Here is a 22,249-nt window from a genome sequence, read left to right as displayed (position 1 = left end):
CGTGTATAAAAAAGGTGGTAACTGCTGTGGAGCATACAGTCAAAATTCGAGACGAGATAGCGGCGTATCTCACAAAACATAAACTGTCTATTAATCAGTTTGCGATTGCCAGCGGAATTCATTCCGGCACACTCAGCCGGGTAATGAAAGGCCAGCAGGCCTTAGCGATGAACCATCTGACCCGCGTGACCAGCGGGATGGGGCTGCCGGAGGATTACTTTTACAGTCAGTATGTTGATGAATGTCTATACGATTCGACGCCGACTTGGCGGCGTTTACGGCCATTCCTGCTGCAATGCGCGGCGCTATCGCGTCTGGATTGCATTGAGCGGGTGGCACAGAATTTACTGGATAATCTGCTGTATGCACCGCTGCTGTTCGAGGTTGCGGAGGAGTTATTTGAGCAGAAAAACTGGCAGGCCGCAGCACTAATCTACGAAAATGTGGGAGCCAGCGAGAAATACCAGCATTCCGAACGGCTGGCGCTCTGCCAGTATCGGCTCTTCCTCATTAATCTGGGCGATGATCCCCAGAAAAATCTAATCGCTGCTACTATATTAGAGAATTATGTCGATAAGCTGGACGAAGTCAATCAGTTGGATGCGCTGAAAGAGTTGGCTAATTTATACAGTGGGCTTCAGGCGTGGGACAAAGTATCTCAGTCTGTAGAAGAACTTCTAAGAGTCGCCACTGTTCAATATGAACTCCACGGACAAGTGCATCGTAAGCATAGTAGCAATCAATTTTATAAAAAGCCGCTGTATACATATATTTTATATGCTCAGCTTATGAGATCCTGTGTTTATGAAGAGCTAGGCGACTATAAAACCGCATTGGATATGGTACCTCAGTACATGGATCACAGCTGGATACGGGAAGATGACGAAGAAGCAAGACGTATTAAGGCTCAATATACAGAATGGGGAACGGCTAATACGTACCTTTACCGCTTAATGGATGGGCAGATTGAGGTGCTGGAAGAATATATAGAGTATATCTCAACCCGGGAGAACGAGATTTTTATGGCGCTGTTCAAGATCGTTCAATTGGCTAATCAGTATAAGTGGGACGTGGATCATGTGATACAGAGATTTGCGGACTACATTCCTTACCGGAAGGTTTACAGTATCTTTGGTGAGCACAACAAGTTCATTCATGAAAAAAACTACACCCAATTCTGCAGCGAGCTGGCGACCTACTATCTATCCCGCAAGCGGTACAAAGGCGATGATGTGATTATGCAAAGCGTAGACTTATCCGCCAAATTAGACAGCGAGCAGCAAGTGATCCGGGGGACCATATCCGTGGATTTCGAGATTGCGATTTCGGATATTCCGAAGTCGGGCTGATGTATTCAGGAACGGCTTAAACTATAGATCCTCCATACATAACGGCTGAGAATCCTTCAAGGAATCTCGGCCGTTGTGCGTTGGGTACAGCACAGAATGATATTATAGATTTCCAAAAATGAAATATTATTGAGACCATTATGAGAACTTTCCGCAGGCAGTCTAGCCTATGATGGATAAATAGGTTTCTGAAGTGTGGGGAGGAATTAAGAATGAACAATAAAAGAAGATTATTGGCGAGTGTCGTATTAATAGAAATATTGTTAGTTGGTTGTAGTCAGGTTAGTAACATATCTTCTTCTGATCCAGCCCCGACCGGTAAGCCGTCTGTGACTGAGCCGATCCAAACCGTAAATGCTGATAACGATCCAGGAGAGAAGGACAATCTAGAGGAGCAACAAGGTGAACTGTTAAGTTACACCGATGAGCAAATAAACGAAATCCTTACTGCTGCGAAGAAAGCTGGACTTAGTAAAGTGTACATACCCACAGTTGGCTTGGGTGTTGACGACTACCTGCATAGCGTTAAGGCTGGAGAAAATGAAGTTAATCTCTCGTTCATTCGTGGTTTAATTACGGAGTCTTCCAGGGAGCTTGAACCGTTACACGAAATTGAAACAACAAGAAAAGTTCAGCTTACTCAAACCATAACGGGAAATTGGATTAAGGAAAAAGGGTCCCAGGAGTTCTTATATTTTGAGATTGATGGAATTTACTTTAGCATGAAATCTGCCAAACAAATTGATCCAGAGGCTTATGAAAAGGCTGTTGCTTCAATGAGTGTGTTGGAGTAGCTTAACACTTTAACTATGAATCTATTCTAAACAAGCAGGCCCATGAACAAGTTCATGGGCCTATTACATTTGTCGCCGTGCCCTACCCGCCAATCTGCGACATGCGGCGGGCGGTGGGGGTGTGGCTCTGGGCTTTGTGCTCCAGGGCCAGCGCCATCTCATGATTATGCGGCTTGTTGCCGAGCGCCTCGCGGAACAGGGCCTGCACCGCCGCAGGGGAGCTGATCAGCGGGCGCACATTATATTCGTCCTGCCAGTACAGGCAGGCTTTGATGTTGCCGTCGGCGGTCAGGCGCAGCCGGTTGCAATTGTCGCAGAAATGCTCGCTGACCGGGTGGATCAGCCCGAAGGTTCCCTTCGCGCCGGTGACCCGCCGGTTCTGGGAAGGGCCATTCCCGGAGGGCATGTCGGCCTCCTCGGTGGTCCAGCCAGCTTCCTTGCAGGCCTCTACTACAGTCTCCAACGGCAGATAGGTCTGCCGCCAGGCATCGCTGGCGCTGCCAATCGGCATGTATTCAATGAACCGCACATTCAGCGGGCTGTTCAGGGTCAGGGCGATGAAGTCCTTGATCTCGTCATCGTTAATGCCTTTCATCAGCACGACATTCAGCTTGATCGGGGACAGGCCGGCGGCTTCTGCGGCTTCAATTCCCTTCAGCACCTTGGCAACATCGCCGCCGCGGGTAATCATCGAGAAGCGGTCCGGCCGCAGCGAATCCAGGCTGATGTTCACCCGGGACAGCCCGGCCTGCTTCAGGATAGCCGCTTTGGCTGGCAGCATCAGCCCGTTCGTCGTCAATGATATGTCATCTATGCCGGGTATGACGGCGATCATAGAGACCAGCTTCTCCAGATCCTTGCGGACCAGCGGTTCGCCCCCCGTCAGCCGGACCTTCCGCAGGCCCAGGGGCGCAAGCGCCTCCACCACAGCGGCAATCTCCTCGTAGCTCATAATCTCGTCCTGCGGCTGGAATTGCATTCCTTCGGCGGGCATACAATAGATACAGCGCAGGTTGCAGCGGTCAGTAACCGAGATGCGTAGGTAATCATGTATGCGTCCAAAAGGGTCAGTCAGCGGCTCCATAGCGTTGCTCCTTCACCTGTTGATTTTAGTTTAAATTTTAAAGAAACCATTCCGCCGCGTCAATGCACAGCGGACAATCTAAAGCATAGGGGGACAGAAGGTCAAAGCAGCAGCCTAATTATGACAAAAGTGCGACAATTCCAGGGAATGGTCATAGAATGCTCACCGAAAGCGCTTATCATATTCGATATAATTTAGGTGCGGAAGATTCAAACTTTAGATACTTTTACTTTTGCGAAGCACAGCTATGATACCGGAAGGCTCAGGCGGCGATCCCTAAGGATACCCCGGGTATCCGGCAAACTATGTAGGGAGGATTTGCAAAATGACCATACCAACTGTTCCATCGCTTGTCGTGCCGGAGGCTTGCAGCCGCTGGCTGGAGAGTCGGGGATTAATATATCAGCTGCTGGTGGACTTCTATGGAAGAAAACCATCTCTCTCACTGGTCGCCCAGTGGAGCCGTAACCGTGAGATGAGTGTCGCTGCGGAGATGACCGAAGGCGGCCGTGAGTTGAAGCGTTACCTGTGCAGCCAGGAGCCATCCATGCTCCCGGCCATCTGCGAAAAAGAAAAGCTCGAATACAAACGTCTGATGAATGAGCGGGCCGTCAGCTCCTTCGTGGCCCGTGAAGCGGCTCAACTGGGCCGTGAGGAAGAATTCTGCAACGTGCTCTCGGATGTGTACGCTTCGGCGGGGATTGTCTTCAAGAAGTGCAGCGGCGAAGCCGACGACCATATTGCCATTGAACTGGAATTCATGGCCGTGCTGCATGAACGGATGCTGTACAACAGCTTCTCGATCCGCAGTGCGATGGAGCTTCTGGAGATCCAGGAGAGATTCCTTGAGGAGCATCTGCTGAAGTGGACTCCACAATTCTGTGCGAGAATGAACGCTGCCACCGACAGCCCGCTGTATCTGGGACTCAGCCATATGCTGGAGGAATTCCTGCCACAGGATCTGCACATGCTGCGTGCCTGGAAGGCTTCGCTGGAGAACAGCGCAGCAGCCATGGCGTAATCAGTAACCATATTCAATCAACAAGGCGCCCTTCCATCCATCGGAAGGGCGCCTTTTTCTGCTCGGAGGGTCGTCGGGCCTTAAGTGTAGTCTGAGCAACTAAAGTGATGGGTGATCGCTAGTAAATGGTTATAAATGTAGTTTATACAACTAAATATCCCGATTTTCCATAAAACAAGCGATACCGTTGTTTTTAATTGTACGGAATGCAGTTATTCCGACTATTCAGGCTTTTAACCATCATTTAGGTGTACAAAATACAATTAACGGTTAAATGATCCTTCCGCACAGCCCGCTGTATCTGGGACTCAGCCATATGCTGGAGGAATTCCTGCCGCAGGATCTGCACATGCTGCGTGCCTGGAAGGCTTCGCTGGAGAGCAGCGCAGCAGCGATGGCGTAATAAGCAACCATACACAATCAATAAGGCGCCCTTCCATCAATCGGAAGGGCGCCTTAGTTCTGCTCCGGGGGTCTTGAACTTAAGCTTTCACTTTATTAGGTTGTGATCTGGAGAAAATACAAAAAGCGTGTAGGATCGGAGGGGGATTTTGGAACTGTAGGAGCGGTAGCGTCCGCCTTTGTCTCCAGATTTCTACCGCAAAAAGCGGTATAATCAGGAAATCTGGAGACAACAGCGGCCGGAAGTCCAAATATCCACCGTAGTGACGTCTGAGCTTTACGCTATGTTCTTACGATCACCCCATATAACTGAAACTGAAGTTCATCCCCTATTTATTCGTAGGTTTTCTTACTCCGAAACTTCATCAGGAACTCATACACCACCGGTACAACGACCAGGGTCAGCAGCGTGGAGCTGACGAGACCGCCGATGACGGTTACGCCAAGCCCCTTGGAGATGATTCCGGCGCTGTTCTCAAGGCCTGTAACCAATGGCAGCAGGGCGCCAATGGTCGCGAGCGCAGTCATGAGAATCGGGCGAAGGCGGGTAGCCCCGGCCTCAAGCAGCGCCTTGCGTGTAGACATTCCCTCTTGTTCCTTATGGATTACCCGGTCAATCAAGACAATTGCATTGGTGACCACGATACCGATCAGCATCAGCGCACCCATCAGTGCGGAGACGTTCAAGGTCTCGCCGGCCAGGAGCAGGGCAACAAGAGCGCCGATGACTGTGAACGGCAGCGAGAACAGGATGGCGAACGGTGCCAGACCGCCGCCGAAGGTGACTACGAGCACGAAGTATACAATCGCAATAGCCGCGAGCATGGCGATGCCAAGCTGTCCGAAGGTCTCATTAATCTGCTCGGTGACTCCGCCGAAGGTGATGGTCACGCCGTCCGGGAGATCAAGAGCATCTATTTTGTCCTGCACAGCCTTGGAGGCACTATTAATGTCACTGGAGATAATGTCGGCGGTTACCTCGACTTTCATTTTGCCGTCTTCACGGGTAATGGAATCCGGGGACTGGCCCTGTTCGATGCTTGCTACCTCGCCAATCGGTACAGTAATACCTAGCGGCGAAGTGAGCGTGGCGGCCTTCATTTCTTCAATACTATTGTAGGAATCCTTGTCCGTCTCAATGTAGACCTTGTAATTCTTGCCGTCCAGCTCTACCTCAGTCAGTACAGGCCGGGTTCCGGCAGGGCTCAGCTTCATCGCAAGCTGTCCGGCCGTTAGGCCCAGTGAGCTAAGCTTGGCCTGGTCAGCGACGATGGTGTATTGATCATAGGCTTCAGAGAGGCTGGTCTTCCCGTCTTTGAAGTTCTTGGTGTCTGCCTGAACGATCCCGGCAATGTCATCGGCTACCGGTTTGAGCTGCTCCAGCGTATCGCCGAAGATGTTAACAGTAAGGGTGCTGCCGCCGAGCCCGCCTCCGGCCATGCCGGACAGATCGCCCCACACGCCATCCGGCACCTCTTGGCTCAAGCCTTCAATTAACTTCTCCTTCACGGTATCGAAATCAGGCGTGTTGCTGTCATACGTGACATAGAACAAGCCTGAATTGCCTGAGCCCATTCCGAACGGGCTGCTGCCCCCGATGGAATACTGCATTTTGTCCAGATGCTTCTGGGCCAGAATGAACTTCTCAGCCTTCAGGCCCAGCGCCTTCACATCCTCCAGCGTCTGACCGGCCTTCGGGGAGAAGGTAAGCGTAACATTCTTCTCTTCCTGGGAAGGCAGGAAGCTGACGCCGATCGGCTTGATCAGGAACAGACTGCCTGCCAGTAGCAGGACAGCAACACCCAAGGTGATCAGCTTATGCGAGAGACACCAGTCCAGGATTCGGACATACCCGCCCGCCAATGCGCCGGGCTTGTCTTCGTGACCCTTTTTCCCCTTCTTGAGTCCATTACGGAACAGGGTATGGGCCAGTGCAGGCACCAGGGTAATGGCAACCACCAGTGAAGCCAGCAGCGCGAATACCATAGTGAGGGCAAACGGCAGGAACAGCTCACCGACCATCCCGCTGACAAAGGCGAGCGGCAGGAAGACGGCAATCGTCACAATGGTTGAAGACATAATCGGCACAAACATCTCACGGGTAGCCGCGCTGATCAGCTCTCTGCCGCGAAGCTTCTCGCCAGACAGCGTAAGCCGCCGGTAGATGTTCTCAATGACCACGATGGAGTCATCCACTACCCGCCCGATGGCTACGGTCATGGCGCCGAGCGTCATCATATTCAGCGTAATATCCATTTGCCGCAGGCATAATACTGCAATCAGCAGGGATAATGGAATCGAGATAATAGAAATAATGGTAGAACGGATATTGCGCAGGAACAGCAGGATGATAAGCACGGCGAACAGGGCGCCGAAGGCAGCCTTGGACAGCATCGTGTTCACGGAATCCTCAATCGGCTTGCCTTGATCCAGCAGCACGGTGAGGTCCATCGACTTGTATTGTTTCTTCAGTTCTTCTGTCTTGTCCTTGACCCCGTTCACGACATCGACGGTGTTGGCATCATTTGCCTTCACAATCTGAATCCCGATGGATTCCTTACCGTTGGTGCGGGAGATGGATTCCGATTTGCCGACTACCTCGATAGTGGCAAGCTCGCTCAGCTTCACCGTCGGCAGCCCGGTCATGGCGCCAGCACCAGCCCCGGTACTGCCAGCCGCAGCATTGGTGCCGCCAGCAGCACTAGCACCGCCTGAAGCTGCACCGCCTGCTTCCCCGGCTCCTGTGCCAGGCATGCCAGTTGCACCGGCTCCGGCAGCACCCGCCGCAGGACCAGCAGGAACCAGCGGAATGCTGACATTCTGCAAGTCCTCCACTGTAGTGATGTTGCCGTCAACGACAACAGCCTTCTGTGACTTGTCCATCTCGAACAACCCGAGCGGCACCCGCAGGGAGGAGGCTTGGATGATGCCTTTGATCGTATCCTCGGTCAGCCCGTATTGCTTCAGCTTCTCCTGATTGAACTTCAGGGAGACCTCTTTGACATATTGTCCGGCAATCTGCACAGAGGCGACGCCTTCGATATCCTCCAGCGCCGGGCGGATATCATTCTCGGCAACCCGGGTCAGCTCCTCCAGATCGCCGGAGCTCTCGTCAGAGATACTAAGGGAGATGACCGGCAGCGAGCTGAGGCTGAAGCGCGAGATTTGCGGCTTTTGCACCTCATCCGGCAGCTTCACCTCGTTCAAGGCTTCCCGCACTGCTGCTGTAGCATTGTCCAGGTTCGTGCCGTAGTCGAACTCAATGGTGACGCTGGAGGCGTTCTCCAGAGAGGTGGAGGTCAGCATCTTCACGCCGTCTACGTTGCGGAGCTTCTGCTCCAGCGGCTTGCTGACGTCATTCACGACCCCTTCGGGTGCGGCTCCGGGATAAATAGTAGTAATGCTGAGATAAGGGATACTAATGTTAGGCAGGGTCTCCTGCTTCATGGTCAATCCGCTGTACAGACCGGCGAAGACAATAATGATCGTCAGCAGCCAGACGGCGAATTTGTTGCGGAGCGAGAAATTAATTAGGCTTTTCATCAGTAAAAGGAACCTCCAGTACAATTATTCTTGATCTTACAGGCGTGCCGCCTCTGTCCTTAATGAAGTCCGCAGGAAGTGTGCATATAGGGGGTGAATACTTTCTTCAATTGACTTAGCTCGCCGGATAGTCCGGGGTACCCCTCAAGATTGGCAATCATCCCTTGAATGATCGCTTTCCGGGGCTGGGTGGTGAGGATTTCGCTCTCCAGAATACCCAGGGACTCCAGACCGTCTTCGGCATGCTCCGGGCTGATTCCGTCCGCTTCACTGAGCAGGAGCTTCATCGCCTTGATCAGCTGAAGCGGGCTCTGGCGCGGTCCTTCTCCTTGACCCTCAGCCCATCCGGCGAGGACTGCGGAAGAGATCAGAGGGGCGGGCTTCGCTGCAAGCAGGCCGGAGACCATAATGTCCAGCCAGTCCACCAGCCGGTCAGCCAGTTCAGGGATGGAGACAACAGTCTCCTGGCCGAACAGCAGCTTGATGCTGGAACTGATCATGCCGTGGCTGAGCACGCACAGCTCGCCTGCATAGGGCAGAATCTCTGGCCCGTACATGAGCTCCAGCTTCTGCTGGAACCAGCGCAGCAGGGCGGCGTTGTTCTGCTTCACCCAATCGGGAATCTCGGCCACACCCCGGCCGGCCACCTCCTGGAATTGGCGCTGCAGGAATTCGCGCAGCTCGTATACATGACTAAGCAGAATTTCGAGCTGGTTACGCAGCTTCTCCCGGGGCTCTCTGCCGGCAGCCTGCTCCTCCTGCTGCAGCGGATCATGAATCATCCGGAAGCAGTAGATGTATATACTGCGTTCCAGATCTTCTTTGGATTTGAAGATCAGATACAGACTTCCTTTGGAGATCCCGCATAATTCGGCAATCTCCTGCATGGAGGTGGAGGAGGAGCCTTTTACAGCGAACAGCTGCATGGCGGTCTTGATGATTTGTTCTTTTTTGGTCATGCTTTTAGCGGTCAAGGCGATATAAGCCCCCGTTCTGACTAGACAGTTCTATATTTGACTGATTGGTCAGTGAGATTATATTATATATCCTGCAGCAACACAAATTTGCAGGTTTCAGTAGGAAGAAACGGATTCTTCATGTAAGATATAAATGTGTCATTTTGGTGAGAATCGGCGGAATGAGAAGGTAGGGTACATATGAGAAGAGGACTGCAGGCAATAGTCATTATAGCGGCTTTGCTGGCTTTTTATTATTTTGGATTTGGCGTGTTCGGCAGTACAGCCGGGACGATTATCAGTATATTTTCCACATTGACGGTCATCTCTGTCGCGCTGGGGATCTTCATGGAGAACCGCAATCCTTCCACCACAGTGTCCTGGATTCTGCTGCTCGCGCTGATCCCGGTGCTGGGGCTGGTGTTCTATTTCCTGTTCGGGCAGAATGTATTCAAGCGGCGCAAATATGACAAGAAGGCCCAACGCGACCTCATGGCCTATGAACGGATTGAGAACGATGCGTTGCGGATGCACCAGGACTGGTCGGTGTTCAGCCCCGCGCAGCAGAAGCTGCTCGGCCTGTCCCAACGGCTCGGGCGCACGCCGATCTCCTTCAATTCAGAGTCGCGCATCCTGACCAACGGTGAGGAGACCTTCGGGACACTGCTGCTGGAGCTGCGGCAGGCGCAGCATCATATCCATATGGAGTATTATATTTTCCGGGCAGATCATATCGGCACGCGCATTCAGCAGATTCTGATTGAGAAAGCCCGCGCAGGCGTGGCGGTCCGGTTCATGTATGATGCGGTCGGGAGCATTCAGCTCTCCAGAGCCTTCCTTAAGGAGCTCAGTGATGCGGGGGTGCAGGTGGCTGCTTACGGCAACTCCACCTCCTTTTTCTCCAGCAGGGTGAATTACCGCAATCACCGCAAAATCGTGGTCATCGACGGCGATGTCGGCTTCATGGGCGGGCTGAATGTCGGGGACGAGTACTTGAGCCGCAGCAAGACCTACGGGTTCTGGCGGGATACACATATGCTGCTGAGGGGCGAAGCGGTGCGGACGATGCAGATTATCTTCCTGCAGGACTGGATGCACACGACCGGCGAGAAAATCCTGGAGCAGGACTACCTCTCCCCTCAGCTTCGCTTCACTACCGGAGACGGGGCGGTGCAGATTATTGCCAGCGGCCCGGATAATGAGCGGCGTGCGCTCAAGAATATTTTCTTCTCCATGATTACTACTGCGGAAAAATCCGTCTGGATCGCCAGTCCCTACTTCATCCCCGATGAGGATATACTGACTGCGCTGCGTGTGGCGGCGATGTCGGGGCTGGATGTCCGCCTGCTGTTCCCGGCCAAGCCGGATAAATGGATTCCGTTCCTGGCCTCCCATTCCTACTTCCCGGCGCTGCTGGAGTCCGGCGTGAAGATCTATGAATATGAGAAGGGCTTCATCCACTCCAAGCTGCTGATTGCAGACGGGGAGATTGCTACGATTGGAACAGCGAACATGGATATGCGCAGCTTCCATCTGAATTTCGAGGTGAACGCGCTGCTGCTGCAGACCGAGAGTGTCTCGCGCATTGTTGCAGACTTCGAGCGTGACCTGCAGTCCACGCGGCAAATTGTCCATGAGACCTTCATGGAGAAAAGACTGCTGGAGCGGCTGCTGGAATCCGCAGCCCGGCTGATGTCTCCGCTGCTGTAAGCGGACAAGCGGACTGAAATAAAAAAACGGTACCGTGCCCCAAAAGGACGGTACCGTTTTTTGTTGTTCCATCAGAAGGTAGTGAATCCAAGCCGGGTCTGTATCCGGTAGAGGATGTATTTCAACCAGGTGACGTCACTCTGATATTCCGTGAGCGGCAGGCTGTGTTCAGCGCCCTCGTTGTTCCATAGCCGGTTGAAGTAGCCCTCCACCTCCGCATACAGCGGCTGTTCCCGCGGAACGGATACATAGAGGTCATTCTCCAGGTTATAGTCGTCCAGATTACGGGCTGTGAAGTTCGTTGATCCGCCCAGCAGGGTAGAGTCGCCTGATGCCTTGGCAATGAACATCAGCTTGCTGTGATACTGCTCCTCGCCTGTGTTGTACCAGCGGATCAGGATATTTCCTTCAGAGCGGCGGTCCAGGTCCATGGCAACGGGACGGTTGGGGATGCCGATTTTGTCCCGTCCGAAGGCATTCTGGTTGGGATCAAGCAGCAGTCTCACCTGGGCGCCGCGGGCATCTGCGGCAAGCAGGGCATCGATAATTCCGTCGTCCGCCAGATAGAACATACCCATCCAGATGACATCCCCGGGTCCTGCCGCAGCGATCCCATCCAGGGCATATTTGTATACCTTGCCTTCGGTCAGATAGCGGACTTCAAGCGAAGGTTCCCCGGATGCGGCGGCGGGCGGTTTGAATTCAGGGGGCTTGCTCAGCAAGGGACCGGCTCCCGAGAGATTAGCCGCCGCCTGTTCACTCCGCAGAATATCCTCCTGGATTGGACCCTGCACCTCCAGGGCAATGTTGGAATGATAAGCACTGGCATCATGCACATTGCCGGAGGAGATCAAGGCGGTGTTCTCGCTCAGCACGACCTTGCGGTGGTTCGCTTTGACATTGAGCAGCTTCAGGTAGGAACGTGCGGTAATGTCCGGTCCTCCGCTGGCCATCAGATTCGGAATCCAGCCGGTGCCGGATTGTCCGAACCACTGGATGAAGGTGCGCCAGACCGCAGAATAGGCAGGAGTCGAGTCCCGCAGACCGTCTACATCTGTCATGATGATCTTAATACCGGCAGCTCTCATCTCTTCCAGGAGGGCATTAGGCGCAGAGCCGTAGTTCGTATTCACCTCATCGGTGATGAAGGCGATCTCCATGGCGGGATAGGCGGCTTTCTGGGCAAGCAGCTTATCGGTAAGCTGTCTGCTGACAGCGGGGAACTGCTGGTCTGTATGGGTATAGTTATTGAACAAGAACAGATCGATCACGAGGAACTGTCTGGACTCTTCAATAATCTGCAGGATTCTGGGCAGAATCTGTTCTTCCCTTGCCTGCTTCCCGCTGCTGTCCTGATAGGTCAGATCATGCCAGAAGGCGACCGTACTCACCTTATAAGCAGGGCTCTCCGCAGAAAGTCCGGGCGGCAGCGGCTTATGGGTCTGATAGATCATCACCCCGGCCAGCCAGAGGAGAAGAAGGATCAGGGCCAGCAGGAGTCTGGAGCGGCGGCGCAGGAAGAACTGCGTCTGACGCTTGTGGCGGGATGCCGTAATGGCACCTGAAGCCAGCGTGATCTGTAACTTTTCGGGTGTGACGGGATGGCGGCCTTGATTCATAGTTATCCTCCTGGGTCTGCTGCGGGGCTAGAGCGGCTATAGGGTAGCCCGGCATTGTAAATACCTATAACGCCCGCTAAGGAGAAGTGAAGCAGCTGACGGCAAAATCCCTGAAAAATCTAGTGTTGCACAAAGCGCTCCTGCTCATCCGCGCCGTACCTGCAAGCTGCATCATACAAGTTCTGGTGACATAACACAGATGCAATTGTATAATGAGTGTAAATAATTTGTATAAGGTTTGAATCTTCAAATGTATTCAGTGTAAACAGGAAGGCAGTGAGATCCATCGTGTATTCCATCAAACAGGTTGTCGAAATGCTCGATATTCCCTCTGTCACTCTGCGGGCGTGGGAGAACCGGTATCAGGCTGTCGTCCCGGAACGTACCGAGTCCGGCTATAGACTGTACAACCAAGAGAATATTGAGGACCTTCGCTGGTTGAAGGAACAGACCGATAAACAGGGCATCAGTATCTCACATGCTGTGCGGATGCTGAAGCAGCATAAGCAGAAGGACCTGGATGACCGGCTGTCCGTTGCGGGCGGTGACCCCAAGGATGCCTTGGACAAAATGAGGCAGCAGATCTATGCAGCGCTGCTCGACATCCAGGGTGAGCGGGCCGATGCCCTGATCGATTTCGGGTTCTCCCTGTACGGCTATGAGGCGATGGTCCATCAGGTGTTGGTGCCTGTTCTGGTGAAGGTTGGTGATGCCTGGGAGCAAGGGACGGCAACCGTAGCCCAGGAGCATTATATGACACATATGATCTCGAACCGGCTGTCCCAGTTCTTTCACGTGTTCCCGGTGTATGCCCATCTGCACAAGGTGCTTGCCTTTTGCCCGGCAGGAGAGCATCACCAGGTCGGCTTGCTGCTGTTCTCGCTGTTCCTGCGCAGAAACGGGGTTGAAGTCATCTATCTGGGGGCCAATACCCCCGAGGACGGTGTGATGGAGCTGCTGGAGAAGCAAGAGCGTATCGGAGCTGTCTGCCTATCCGTTACGAATGGTACGCTGGTCCCCTATACGGAGGAGCTGCTTGAACGGCTAGGCAGCTTGTACCCGGAGATGCAGCTCATTGCGGGCGGTAGAGCTTATGAGGCAATCAGCCTCCAGGATACCAACGCCACCTATGTGATGGCGGAGCCGCCGGAGAAATGGCAAGCCTGGTTCGATCAGGAATATGCAACAATCCGGCATAGAGCGTAGCAGTTATATTGAATTTTAATAGTGTAGGAGATTTTATGGAACCGGTCAGGACCCGCTTGCGGGGCTGTCCGGTTCTTTTGCTATGGACAAGTCTAGCAACCAAATTGCTGGAAGTCCGGCGGATGATATTTACATGACCCGGCAAAGTATGTATGATATTTGTATCACTATTGTATAGTTTTTGTATAATGTTTGAACGAAGGAGGACGTCGCTTGATCCGAACCACAGATACCGCAAAAGTCGCAGTAATCGGCGCAGGACCGGGCGGGCTGGCCGCCGCCATGCTGCTTGCCGCCGAAGGATATGAAGTAGATCTTTATGAACAACAGGCAGAAGTTGGCGGAAGATCAGGCGAGCTGAAGCTGGGAGACTACCGTTTTGACCGGGGAGCCACCTTCTTGATGATGCCGCATTTGCTGGAGGAGCTGTTCACCATGGCAGGGCGTTCGGTGCATGACTATGTCTCGCTTACACCGCTTGATCCGCTGTATTCACTGCATTTTGGAGATACCGTATTTACGCCTTCCACGAACCAGGATCAGACGGCCGAGGAGATTGAGCGGCTGTTCCCGGGCAATGGCAACGGCTACCGCCGGTTCATGGCCGAAGAAGCCGACAAGCTGGAGCGGGTGATCCCGCTGCTGCAGCGTCCGTTCCAATCGTTAGGGGATTATGTTAAAAGAGATGTGTTCCACGCGCTGCCTAAGCTGAACGCTACAGACACCGTGTATAACCGGTTGTCCCGTTATTTCGATGATGAGCGGCTGCGGTTCTCGTTCACGTTCCAGGCCAAGTATCTGGGAATGTCGCCTTGGGAGTGTCCGGGCACCTTCACGATTTTGTCGTACATGGAGCACCGTTACGGCCTCTATCATCCGACTGGCGGCATTAACCGTGTGCTTCAGGCTATGGCTGAGGTCATCCAGGAGCATGGCGGGCGGGTTCATACCGCAAGCGGGGTGAAGCGCATTATCGTCAAGGACGGGCAGGCCGCAGGCTTGCTGCTGGAGAACGGAGAGAAGGTGGATGCGGATTATATTGTGATTGGTGCAGATTTTGGATCTGCAATGACCCAACTGTTCGAGCCTGGACTTCTGAAGAAATATACCCCTGCTAAGATTGCCCGCAAAAGATATTCCTGCTCCACCGCCATGCTCTACCTCGGTGTGGATGGAGAGGTGCACCTCAGTCATCATTCGGTTCATTTCGCGGACGATTACCGGCGTAATGTCAAAGAGATCACGGAGCTGGGCGTTCTGTCGGAGGATGCTTCTATCTATATTCATAATCCGTCAGTCATCGATAAGACACTGGCGCCTCCCGGTAAGTCCTCGCTCTACGTGCTGATGCCGGTGCCTAATCTGAGTGCCGATATCAACTGGGAGCAAGAGCGTGCGGAGGTGGAGGACTGGATGATGGAGCGGCTGCAGCAGATCCCGCAGCTGGCCGGAATCGCCGGACGCGTGGAAGAGAGCCTGTTCTTCTCTCCGCTGGACTGGCAGAACCAGCAGAATGTATATAACGGGGCCACCTTCAATCTGGCTCATAATCTCGGGCAGATGATGCATCTGCGGCCGCATAATACCTTCGAGGAGGTACGCGGCATCTGGCTGGTCGGCGGGGGAACCCATCCGGGCAGCGGCCTGCCGACGATCTTCGAGTCGGCCAAGATCAGCGCACGGCTGCTGCGGGAGCATGACCAGGCTGTGCGGGGGCGGTTCACCGTACAGGCGGGTGCGCCCGGCGCAGGTGCGGGGGTTCCGTTATGAGCCGCATTGCCATCGTAGGCAGCGGAATCGGCGGGCTGACGGCGGCGCTGCTGCTTACCCGTCAGGGACATGAGGTGGTGATCTATGAACGGGCACCCCAAGCGGGCGGGCGTGTGGCCTTTGAAGAGCAGGACGGCTACCGGATTGACCGCGGCCCTACCATCGTGCTGCTGCCGGAGATGCTTCTCGGTATTCTGGAGGAAGGCGGACTTCCGCGATCCAGTCTGGAGCTGCTGCACTGTGATCCGCTCTACCGGGTTCACTTTCGAAGCGGGCGTGTGTTAACCAAATTCGCGGATGCATCGGCGCAGGCGGAGGAGATTGACCGGCTCTATCCCGGAGAGGGCAAGGGCTTCACCCGGTTCATGAAGGACATGTCGGTGCTGTATCCGCAGGGGCGGACCTCGTTCCTGGAGCGGGGGTATGCCACCGGGCGGGAATTCTTTAGTCCGGCTAACCTGTCGCTGATGGTCCGCCTGCGCGCTTACCGGAATCTGCGCTCTGCGATCGGCCAGTATTTTCGCAATGAGGAGCTTAAGGATGCGTTCTCCCTGCAGAGCCTCTATATTGGAGGAGCGCCCTTCCGCACACCCGGTATCTACACCATGCTTCCTTACGCCGAGCATGCCTTCGGCATCTGGATGCTGAAGGGCGGATACGGGACGCTGCCGCAGATCATGGCCCGGGAGCTGGAAGACCGCGGGGTACAGATTCATACGGGCGCTGAGGTGGAATCCTTGGTTGTTGAAGGAAGCCGCTGCTGCGGAGTTGTTGTTCAGGGGCAGCCGATTCCTTATGATGCCGTTCTGTACAATGGAGATTTCCCGAATGTAGAGAAGTTGCTGCCGCCTGGTGTGTTCAAGCAGGAACAGGCACCGGTTGTGACGGCGAATAAGGGCAGATCCGTATCGGCCAAGGCCATAAAACGCGGAAGCTGGAAGCCCTCCTCGGGCTGTCTGCTGATCTATGCGGCCACAGACAAGCGCTGGCCGGAGTCGCTGGTGCACCAGTTCTTCCTGCCGGATAGTCTGAATAGCAGCCTGCATGAGCTGTTTGACCGGGGACAAATTCCTCAGGATTCTTCTTATTATGTGTTTAATCCGGTAGCGCTGGACGATAGTGCAGCTCCTCCCGGACAGAGCGTGCTGTATTTCCTTGTTCCCGTCCCGGCGGCGCCGGATAAGAACTGGGAGGAAATAGCCGGGGCACTAGCCGATAAAGTCATGGCAGATGCCGAGAAACGGGGCTTCCCCGGGCTAACCGCGAGTGTAATCTGGCGCAGGCTGAGAACGCCTGCCGATGCGGAGAAGGAAGGAATGTATGGCGGGGGCAGCTTCGGTATTGCACCGCTGCTGAGCCAGTCGGGGGTATTCCGGCCCCAGCCGAAGCCTTATCCGCTTAAGAGATTGTATGCCGCAGGTGCTTCCGTTCATCCGGGCGGCGGTGTGCCGATCGTCATGCAGGGAGCGAAGCTTGCCGTTCAGGAAATGATAAAGGAGATGAGCGTACATGGATGAAAGGATACTGCAGCAATGTGAGGAACTGATGAAGAAAGGGTCCACTTCGTTCCATAAGGCGTTTGATGTTCTGCCAAGTCCCAGGCGTGAAGCGGTGCATGTTATTTATGCCTTCTGCCGGATTATAGACGATAGTGTGGATGAGCCGGAAGGCGCGCCGTACAGCATTCATGAGCTGCGGGAGCATTTCATGAATCTGGAGCAGGCGGACGGGCATTTCATCTGGCCGGCGCTGCGCTGGCTGTTCAGCAGCTTCCCGCAGCTTCAGCGTGAGCCGTTCCTTTTGCAAATGGAGGGACAGCTTAGAGATCTTACCTTCACAGCCTATGACACGATGGAGCAGCTTAAGGATTACTGTTATCTTGTAGCGGGAACGGTAGGGGAGATGCTGCTGCCTGTTCTGCGGGATGATCAGAGTGAAGCGGCACGGACATCGGGAATTGCGCTGGGGATAGGAATGCAGCTGGTCAATATCATCCGCGATGTGGGTGAGGATCTCAGAAGAGGACGCAGATATGTGCCGCTTGAGGTGATGGAGGGACATGGCTACAGCCAGCAGGAGCTGGAGAACGGGGAGGTCAATCACCGTTTCACTGCCGTTATCCAGGAGCTGCGGACAGAAGCGTTGGACTGGTTCCGGCGAGGACTGGAGCATGTGCACACGTATCCTTTGGAAAGCGGTCTGGCCATTGAACTTGCCGCATCCTTCTATGCTGCTATTCTGGATGCTGTGGAGGTAGACGGGTATGATGTTTTCCGCAAAAGATCCTATGTCAGCGATGAAGCCAAGCTTCAGCTGTTCCAGCGTACGGTCGTGCGTTATGCCGGTGTAAGAACTGCGGTGGTCTAACGATGGTCCGAACCCTTTTTTGGATCTGGTATACCATCGGAGCGCTGCTGCTGATCGTGTTCGGAATTCCGGATAGTCTGAAGTTCTCTAACGGATTATTTCTCGTATTCTATGGGGTCTACGGGCTGGACTTATTAATCAAGGGGCAATTCAAACCCTTCATGTCTGACTGGTCAGTCAATTCTTCAGGAGGCCGGATGACCAAGCGATTCTGGTATGCTGCGGCTCTTATCTGGTTAGGCGGAATGGCCGTCGAATGGGTAGGCGTGCATTCCGGCCGGTTGTTTGGGGATTATAATTATTCTACTATTCTCGGGCCTTTATTATTTGGTGTGCCGGTTACCCTGGGCTTCGCCTGGATTGCTGTTGTGTGTAATGCCGTGCTGATCAGCCATGATTTCGGACAGCGCGGCCTCCGGCTTCTGCTGCTGCGGGCCTTGCAGGTAGGCTTCTGGACGGTCCTGATGGATCTGGTGCTCGATCCTGTTGCCCATGCCAGGAACTTCTGGCATTGGGAGGGCGGCGGGGGCTTCTATCAGGTGCCCTGGAGCAATTTCGGCGGCTGGCTGATTGCAGGCGCTGCCTTGTCTATGCTGCTCCCGACTGTGCCGTTCACCCGCCTGGCTGCCCGCCGGGGCACCCGCCTGTATCAGGCGATCCTGATCCTGTTCGGCCTGATCAGCCTGACAGAGGGATTGCCTGCCTGCGCGGTGATCGCCGGAGCAGGCACCGCTTTGGCCGAAGGGAGTCTACGCTATGCTGGAAGCCGTTCCATCGGGAAAATTTGACTGGTTATTCTCCCGTTATAATTCCTTGTACCTGCTGCGCAGACATTTCCACTTCATTGGAATCAGCGGAGAGCTTCAGCCCGCTGCCGCTGCCGGGCGGGGGATTCTCTACCTCATGAATCACAGCTCGTGGTGGGACGGCCTGCTGGCCTATCACGCCGCAGGGAAGCTGCCGGGGAAGCGTCATTATTTCATGATGGAAGAGGAGCAGCTCCGGAAGTATGCCTTCTTCAGAAAGCTTGGCGCGTATTCCATTAACCCTGGAAGTCCAGGGGATGCGCGGGCTTCGCTGCGGTATACAGCCGGGCTGCTGCAGGCGGGAGAGAGCGTCTGGATGTATCCTGAAGGGGAAATCCGGCCGCTGGAGCACCGGCCGTTGAGCCTGAAGGAAGGGGCGGCCCTGGCGCTGCGGCTCAGTCCGCAGACGGCCGTAGTCCCAGTGACGCTATACCATGGCCTGTTCCGGCATACGAAGCCGGAGGCTACGCTGCTGGCCGGTGCGCCGCTGCTGCTCCCTTGGGCGGAGATGGACCGCTCAAGGGTAGCCCTTACGCTGGAGACTGTTCTTGGCGGACAACTGGAGTCCCACCGCAGCAGAGTGCTTAACCATCAAGGCTATATGCCGGATGAATTCAGGCCGCTGCTCCGCCGGGGTAGATCTACCAATGAATGGCTTGACCTGCTGCGGCCGGGCGGTGGGAGAGGATGAACGTATTCTTTCAGGTTGTAACCGGTGTTGTGCTGCTCCAGCTATTGTTCGCAATATGGAATGCAGCGCAGCTCCCCAAGCTGGGGGCAGCGGTCGGTACAAGAGTGGCGAAGGCGCTGCCAGCAAAAGCAACGGCATCCTCACGGGCCTTGAGCTTATCGGTACTGATCCCCGCCCGGAATGAAGCGGATAATATTGGGGACTGCCTCTCCTCCGTACTGGCCTCAAACACTGGCGGAATCGGGGTGGAGATTATTGTACTGGATGATTCATCAACTGACGGAACGGGGGCTATTGCCGCAGCAGCGGGCAGCGGAGTACGCGTTCTGAAGGGAAGAGAGCTGCCGGAGGGCTGGCTGGGCAAGTCCCATGCCTGCGCTCAGCTTGCAGAAGCGGCAAGCGGAGACTGGCTGCTGTTCCTGGACGCAGATGTCCGTCTTCAGCACGGGGCGCTTCAGGCGGCGCTTTCTGCTGCTGAAGCAGCGGGCGGCGGCATGATTACCGGCTTCCCCCGGCAGATGACCGGAACCTGGCTGGAGCGGCTGGTTGTTCCCCTGATGGTCTTCACCATCATCTGCCACCTGCCCATTCCGCTGGTCCGCGGCTCCAGAGATCCGCGGTTTGTTGCGGCGCATGGGGGTTTCATCCTGATTCACCGGGACAGTTACGACAGCTGCGGCGGGCATGATGCCATCCGCAGCGAGCTGGTGGATGACATGGCGCTGGCCCGCGCCGTGAAGCGGTCGGGCGGAACGGTGGCGCTCATGGATGTTACGGAGCAGGTGTTCATGCGGATGTATCACAATGCCCGGCAAGTATGGAATGGCTACCGGAAGAATATCTATGCCGGCATCGGCCGCAGCCCGCTGCTGCTGCTGGGTGTGCTTATTGCATATCTGTCGCTGTACGTGGCACCGGCCGCCGCCGTTCTGTACTATGCCCTAAGCGCACAGCCCAGTGTGGCCCTCTGGCCCGCTGCTGCGCTGTTTGCCGGTCTGGCCGTGAAACGGACCAGCGATGCTGCCGGTCGGCAGCCGTTCTGGTTCTGTCTCCTACTCCCGGCGAGTGTACTCTGCCTGTCGCTGATTGCTGTGGCGTCCTGGCGCGGAAGCCGCACGCGCGCAGGCTATGAATGGAAAGGAAGGCGTTATGGATGAAACCGAAGGCAGTCATCATAGGCGCCGGATTCGGGGGGTTGTCCTGTGCGGTCACCCTTGCCGCGGCGGGCTGGGAAGTCACTGTGCTGGAACGCCAGCAGCAGCCGGGCGGCAAGCTGCAGCGTGTGAAGGCGGGGGGCTACACCTTCGACCGCGGCCCGAGTACAATTACGATGCCCCATGTCTTCCGCTCGCTCTATGAGCTTGCGGGAGCCCGCATGGAGGATTATGTCCAGCTCTATGAGCTGGAGCCGCGCACCCGCAATGTCTTCGCAGACGGCAGGGTTGTCGATTTCTCAAGGGATACCGGGCGAATGCAGGAGCAGATGGCCTCTTACAGCCCGGCGGATGCTGCGCGGCTCCCGGAGTTTCTGGAGGAAGCCTCGCGGCTGTATCAGCTCAGCGAGAAGCAGTTCCTGAACAGGCTGCTGCTATCCTGGAGGGATAAGCTCTCGCCTTCCCTTGTGCGGGATCTGGTGCGCGTAAGGCCTTTTCTCAGCCTGCATAGCTTGCTGCTCCGCTACTTCAGCCACCCGAATACGCTGGCTATGCTGGGCCGCTACGCCACCTATGTCGGATCATCGCCGTATCGCTCCCCCTCCATCTTCGCCATGCTTGGTCATCTGGAGATTCAGGAAGGCGTATACGGGGTGAAGGGCGGCACCTATGAATTAATCAGCGGTCTGTCTTCACTCGCCCGTAATCTGGGCGTACGGCTGATCACAGGCACAGAGGTGACGGGGATTTCCGTAGTCTCCGGTGCGGTGGAAGGTGTGGATACGGCGCAGGGCTTCTACCCGGCCAAGACCGTGATTGCCGGTGGCGATGTCCTGAGCATCAACCGGATGCTGCTGCCGGAAGCGGTTCGTCCTGGAATGACGGACCGCAAGATTGAAGCCTACGAACCCTCCCTGTCGGGGCTGGTAACGCTGGCGGGTGTGCCGCGCACGTATGATGCGCTGCTGCATCATACGGTGTTTTTCCCGGAGAACTACGAGCAGGAATTCAAGGATATCTTCGAGCATAAGCGTCCGCCGCAGCAGCCGACAGTGTATGTATGCCATTCCGGTTATTCCGAGCCTGAGCTGGCGCCTGCGGGCGGCAGCAACCTGTTCATTCTGGCTAATGCGCCTTATCTGAGCCCGGCCTGTGACTGGAGTGAGGAGAGGGATGCGTACGGGGAGCGGGTGATTTCTGTACTGGAGAGTCACGGTGTGAGAGGGCTGTCGTCCGCAGATGTGCTGGAGCGTTACACCCCGCAGGATATCGCCCGCGATACGCTGGCACATCAGGGGGCCATTTACGGGATTTCCTCCAATACGGTGAAGCAGACCTTCTCCCGCCCGGGCAACCGTTCCAGCGATGTTAAGGGACTGTGGTATGTGGGCGGAACCACGCATCCCGGCGGGGGAACCCCTGTGGTGTCCTTGTCCGGCAGGCTGGTGGGCGAATATATTGCAAGCCATGTATGAAGAGTGAGGACCCCGCCAGCGCGTTCAGTTGCCGAGCGGGGTTGTGCAATAGTTGTGCTATAATGGAAGGTAATTGTGGAGCGGGATATATTGCAAGTGGAGACGGTTTCGCCGCCTTTTAGGGGCGGCACCAGTCCTTGAATAACTCGTAGAGTGTCTTTGTTGCTGAATGTATGTGGAAAACAGCATACATAGTGCTCGCACGCAGGCGTATGGCCGAATGTATGTGGAAAACAGTATACATCTTGCTCGCACGCAGGCGCATGGGCCGAATGTATGTGGAAAACAGTATACATTGTGCT

Annotated in this window: 17 protein-coding genes; 13 read left to right on the top strand and 4 right to left on the bottom strand. The window is 55.1% G+C overall.

The features are described 5' to 3' along the window. The first annotated feature begins 26 nt into the window (after window positions 1–26). Window positions 27–1,349 carry a helix-turn-helix transcriptional regulator gene (locus MKY12_RS29490; RefSeq protein WP_339311881.1) on the top strand — a complete coding sequence of 441 codons (1,323 nt, stop codon included), beginning with the start codon at window positions 27–29 and terminating at the stop codon, window positions 1,347–1,349. Window positions 1,350–1,561: 212 nt separating this feature from the next. Further along, window positions 1,562–2,143: a hypothetical protein gene (locus tag MKY12_RS29485; RefSeq protein ID WP_209868495.1), complete on the top strand. Its 582-nt coding sequence runs from the start codon at window positions 1,562–1,564 to the stop codon at window positions 2,141–2,143. An 82-nt stretch (window positions 2,144–2,225) separates the two neighbouring features. On the opposite strand, the gene moaA is transcribed toward MKY12_RS29485, so the two are convergent. Then, on the bottom strand, window positions 2,226–3,227 hold the full coding sequence (gene moaA / locus MKY12_RS29480; RefSeq protein WP_339311879.1) for a GTP 3',8-cyclase MoaA: 1,002 nt from the start codon (window positions 3,225–3,227) through the stop codon (window positions 2,226–2,228). A 325-nt stretch (window positions 3,228–3,552) separates the two neighbouring features. Here moaA and MKY12_RS29475 point away from each other — a divergent pair, with 325 nt between their 5' ends. Both MKY12_RS29475 and MKY12_RS29470 read left to right on the top strand, forming a co-directional pair. Further along, on the top strand, window positions 3,553–4,248 hold the full coding sequence (locus MKY12_RS29475) for a molecular chaperone TorD family protein (RefSeq protein ID WP_339311878.1): 696 nt from the start codon (window positions 3,553–3,555) through the stop codon (window positions 4,246–4,248). A 274-nt stretch (window positions 4,249–4,522) separates the two neighbouring features. After that, window positions 4,523–4,651 (top strand): hypothetical protein, encoded by a 129-nt coding sequence (locus MKY12_RS29470; RefSeq protein ID WP_281068105.1) that lies wholly within the window; start codon window positions 4,523–4,525, stop codon window positions 4,649–4,651. A 332-nt stretch (window positions 4,652–4,983) separates the two neighbouring features. On the opposite strand, the gene MKY12_RS29465 is transcribed toward MKY12_RS29470, so the two are convergent. Then, the gene (locus tag MKY12_RS29465; protein WP_339311876.1) at window positions 4,984–8,193 is read right to left on the bottom strand and encodes an efflux RND transporter permease subunit; all 3,210 of its coding nucleotides are present in this window, start codon (window positions 8,191–8,193) and stop codon (window positions 4,984–4,986) included. Between the two features lie 59 nt (window positions 8,194–8,252). After that, window positions 8,253–9,152, bottom strand: a complete 900-nt coding sequence (locus MKY12_RS29460) for a TetR/AcrR family transcriptional regulator (protein ID WP_339311874.1) — start codon at window positions 9,150–9,152, stop codon at window positions 8,253–8,255. A 198-nt stretch (window positions 9,153–9,350) separates the two neighbouring features. Here MKY12_RS29460 and cls point away from each other — a divergent pair, with 198 nt between their 5' ends. Beyond that, window positions 9,351–10,859: a cardiolipin synthase gene (gene cls / locus MKY12_RS29455; RefSeq protein WP_036726174.1), complete on the top strand. Its 1,509-nt coding sequence runs from the start codon at window positions 9,351–9,353 to the stop codon at window positions 10,857–10,859. 71 nt (window positions 10,860–10,930) lie between these two features. On the opposite strand, the gene MKY12_RS29450 is transcribed toward cls, so the two are convergent. Beyond that, window positions 10,931–12,478, bottom strand: a complete 1,548-nt coding sequence (locus tag MKY12_RS29450; protein ID WP_339311872.1) for a phospholipase D family protein — start codon at window positions 12,476–12,478, stop codon at window positions 10,931–10,933. 288 nt (window positions 12,479–12,766) lie between these two features. Between MKY12_RS29450 and MKY12_RS29445 the strand changes: the two genes are divergently transcribed. The 8 genes from MKY12_RS29445 to crtI (MKY12_RS29410) all read left to right on the top strand — a co-directional run bounded on the left by MKY12_RS29445 (window position 12,767) and on the right by crtI (MKY12_RS29410) (window position 21,947). After that, entirely contained in the window at window positions 12,767–13,684 is a 918-nt protein-coding gene (locus MKY12_RS29445; protein WP_036726175.1) for a MerR family transcriptional regulator, read from the top strand. A 213-nt stretch (window positions 13,685–13,897) separates the two neighbouring features. Then, window positions 13,898–15,454: a phytoene desaturase family protein gene (crtI, locus tag MKY12_RS29440; RefSeq protein ID WP_339251912.1), complete on the top strand. Its 1,557-nt coding sequence runs from the start codon at window positions 13,898–13,900 to the stop codon at window positions 15,452–15,454. Beyond that, window positions 15,451–16,971 carry a phytoene desaturase family protein gene (gene crtI, locus MKY12_RS29435; protein ID WP_339311871.1) on the top strand — a complete coding sequence of 507 codons (1,521 nt, stop codon included), beginning with the start codon at window positions 15,451–15,453 and terminating at the stop codon, window positions 16,969–16,971. The genes crtI (MKY12_RS29440) and crtI (MKY12_RS29435) overlap by 4 nt, the downstream gene beginning before the upstream one ends. Further along, window positions 16,964–17,821 (top strand): phytoene/squalene synthase family protein, encoded by an 858-nt coding sequence (locus MKY12_RS29430; protein ID WP_339311870.1) that lies wholly within the window; start codon window positions 16,964–16,966, stop codon window positions 17,819–17,821. Before crtI (MKY12_RS29435) ends, MKY12_RS29430 begins: the two co-directional genes overlap by 8 nt. A gap of 2 nt (window positions 17,822–17,823) precedes the next feature. After that, complete coding sequence (locus tag MKY12_RS29425; protein ID WP_339311868.1) at window positions 17,824–18,609, top strand: carotenoid biosynthesis protein; 786 nt, start codon at window positions 17,824–17,826, stop codon at window positions 18,607–18,609. Then, complete coding sequence (locus tag MKY12_RS29420) at window positions 18,578–19,318, top strand: lysophospholipid acyltransferase family protein (protein WP_339311867.1); 741 nt, start codon at window positions 18,578–18,580, stop codon at window positions 19,316–19,318. The genes MKY12_RS29425 and MKY12_RS29420 overlap by 32 nt, the downstream gene beginning before the upstream one ends. Then, window positions 19,315–20,475 (top strand): glycosyltransferase family A protein, encoded by a 1,161-nt coding sequence (locus tag MKY12_RS29415; protein ID WP_339311865.1) that lies wholly within the window; start codon window positions 19,315–19,317, stop codon window positions 20,473–20,475. The genes MKY12_RS29420 and MKY12_RS29415 overlap by 4 nt, the downstream gene beginning before the upstream one ends. Then, a complete protein-coding gene (gene crtI / locus MKY12_RS29410) occupies window positions 20,472–21,947 on the top strand; it encodes a phytoene desaturase family protein (protein WP_339251902.1) in 1,476 nt (491 codons plus the stop codon). The genes MKY12_RS29415 and crtI (MKY12_RS29410) overlap by 4 nt, the downstream gene beginning before the upstream one ends. The last annotated feature ends 302 nt before the right edge of the window (window positions 21,948–22,249 follow it).

It is taken from the genome of Paenibacillus sp. FSL M7-0896 (assembly GCF_037975415.1).
GTDB classification, from domain to species: domain Bacteria; phylum Bacillota; class Bacilli; order Paenibacillales; family Paenibacillaceae; genus Paenibacillus_AQ; species Paenibacillus_AQ silagei.
Note: the sequence above shows the minus strand (reverse complement) of the source record. Positions and strands in the feature narration are given on the sequence as shown.

Coding starts and splice junctions, on each gene's coding strand:
- MKY12_RS29450 (WP_339311872.1), bottom strand. CDS start 12,478: ATGAATCAAGGCCGCCATCCCGTCACACCCGAAAAGTTACAGATCACG.
- MKY12_RS29415 (WP_339311865.1), top strand. CDS start 19,315: ATGAACGTATTCTTTCAGGTTGTAACCGGTGTTGTGCTGCTCCAGCTA.
- MKY12_RS29460 (WP_339311874.1), bottom strand. CDS start 9,152: ATGACCAAAAAAGAACAAATCATCAAGACCGCCATGCAGCTGTTCGCT.
- crtI (WP_339251902.1), top strand. CDS start 20,472: ATGAAACCGAAGGCAGTCATCATAGGCGCCGGATTCGGGGGGTTGTCC.
- MKY12_RS29420 (WP_339311867.1), top strand. CDS start 18,578: ATGCTGGAAGCCGTTCCATCGGGAAAATTTGACTGGTTATTCTCCCGT.
- MKY12_RS29475 (WP_339311878.1), top strand. CDS start 3,553: ATGACCATACCAACTGTTCCATCGCTTGTCGTGCCGGAGGCTTGCAGC.
- MKY12_RS29425 (WP_339311868.1), top strand. CDS start 17,824: ATGGTCCGAACCCTTTTTTGGATCTGGTATACCATCGGAGCGCTGCTG.
- MKY12_RS29465 (WP_339311876.1), bottom strand. CDS start 8,193: ATGAAAAGCCTAATTAATTTCTCGCTCCGCAACAAATTCGCCGTCTGG.
- cls (WP_036726174.1), top strand. CDS start 9,351: ATGAGAAGAGGACTGCAGGCAATAGTCATTATAGCGGCTTTGCTGGCT.
- MKY12_RS29485 (WP_209868495.1), top strand. CDS start 1,562: ATGAACAATAAAAGAAGATTATTGGCGAGTGTCGTATTAATAGAAATA.
- moaA (WP_339311879.1), bottom strand. CDS start 3,227: ATGGAGCCGCTGACTGACCCTTTTGGACGCATACATGATTACCTACGC.
- crtI (WP_339311871.1), top strand. CDS start 15,451: ATGAGCCGCATTGCCATCGTAGGCAGCGGAATCGGCGGGCTGACGGCG.
- MKY12_RS29470 (WP_281068105.1), top strand. CDS start 4,523: ATGATCCTTCCGCACAGCCCGCTGTATCTGGGACTCAGCCATATGCTG.
- MKY12_RS29430 (WP_339311870.1), top strand. CDS start 16,964: ATGGATGAAAGGATACTGCAGCAATGTGAGGAACTGATGAAGAAAGGG.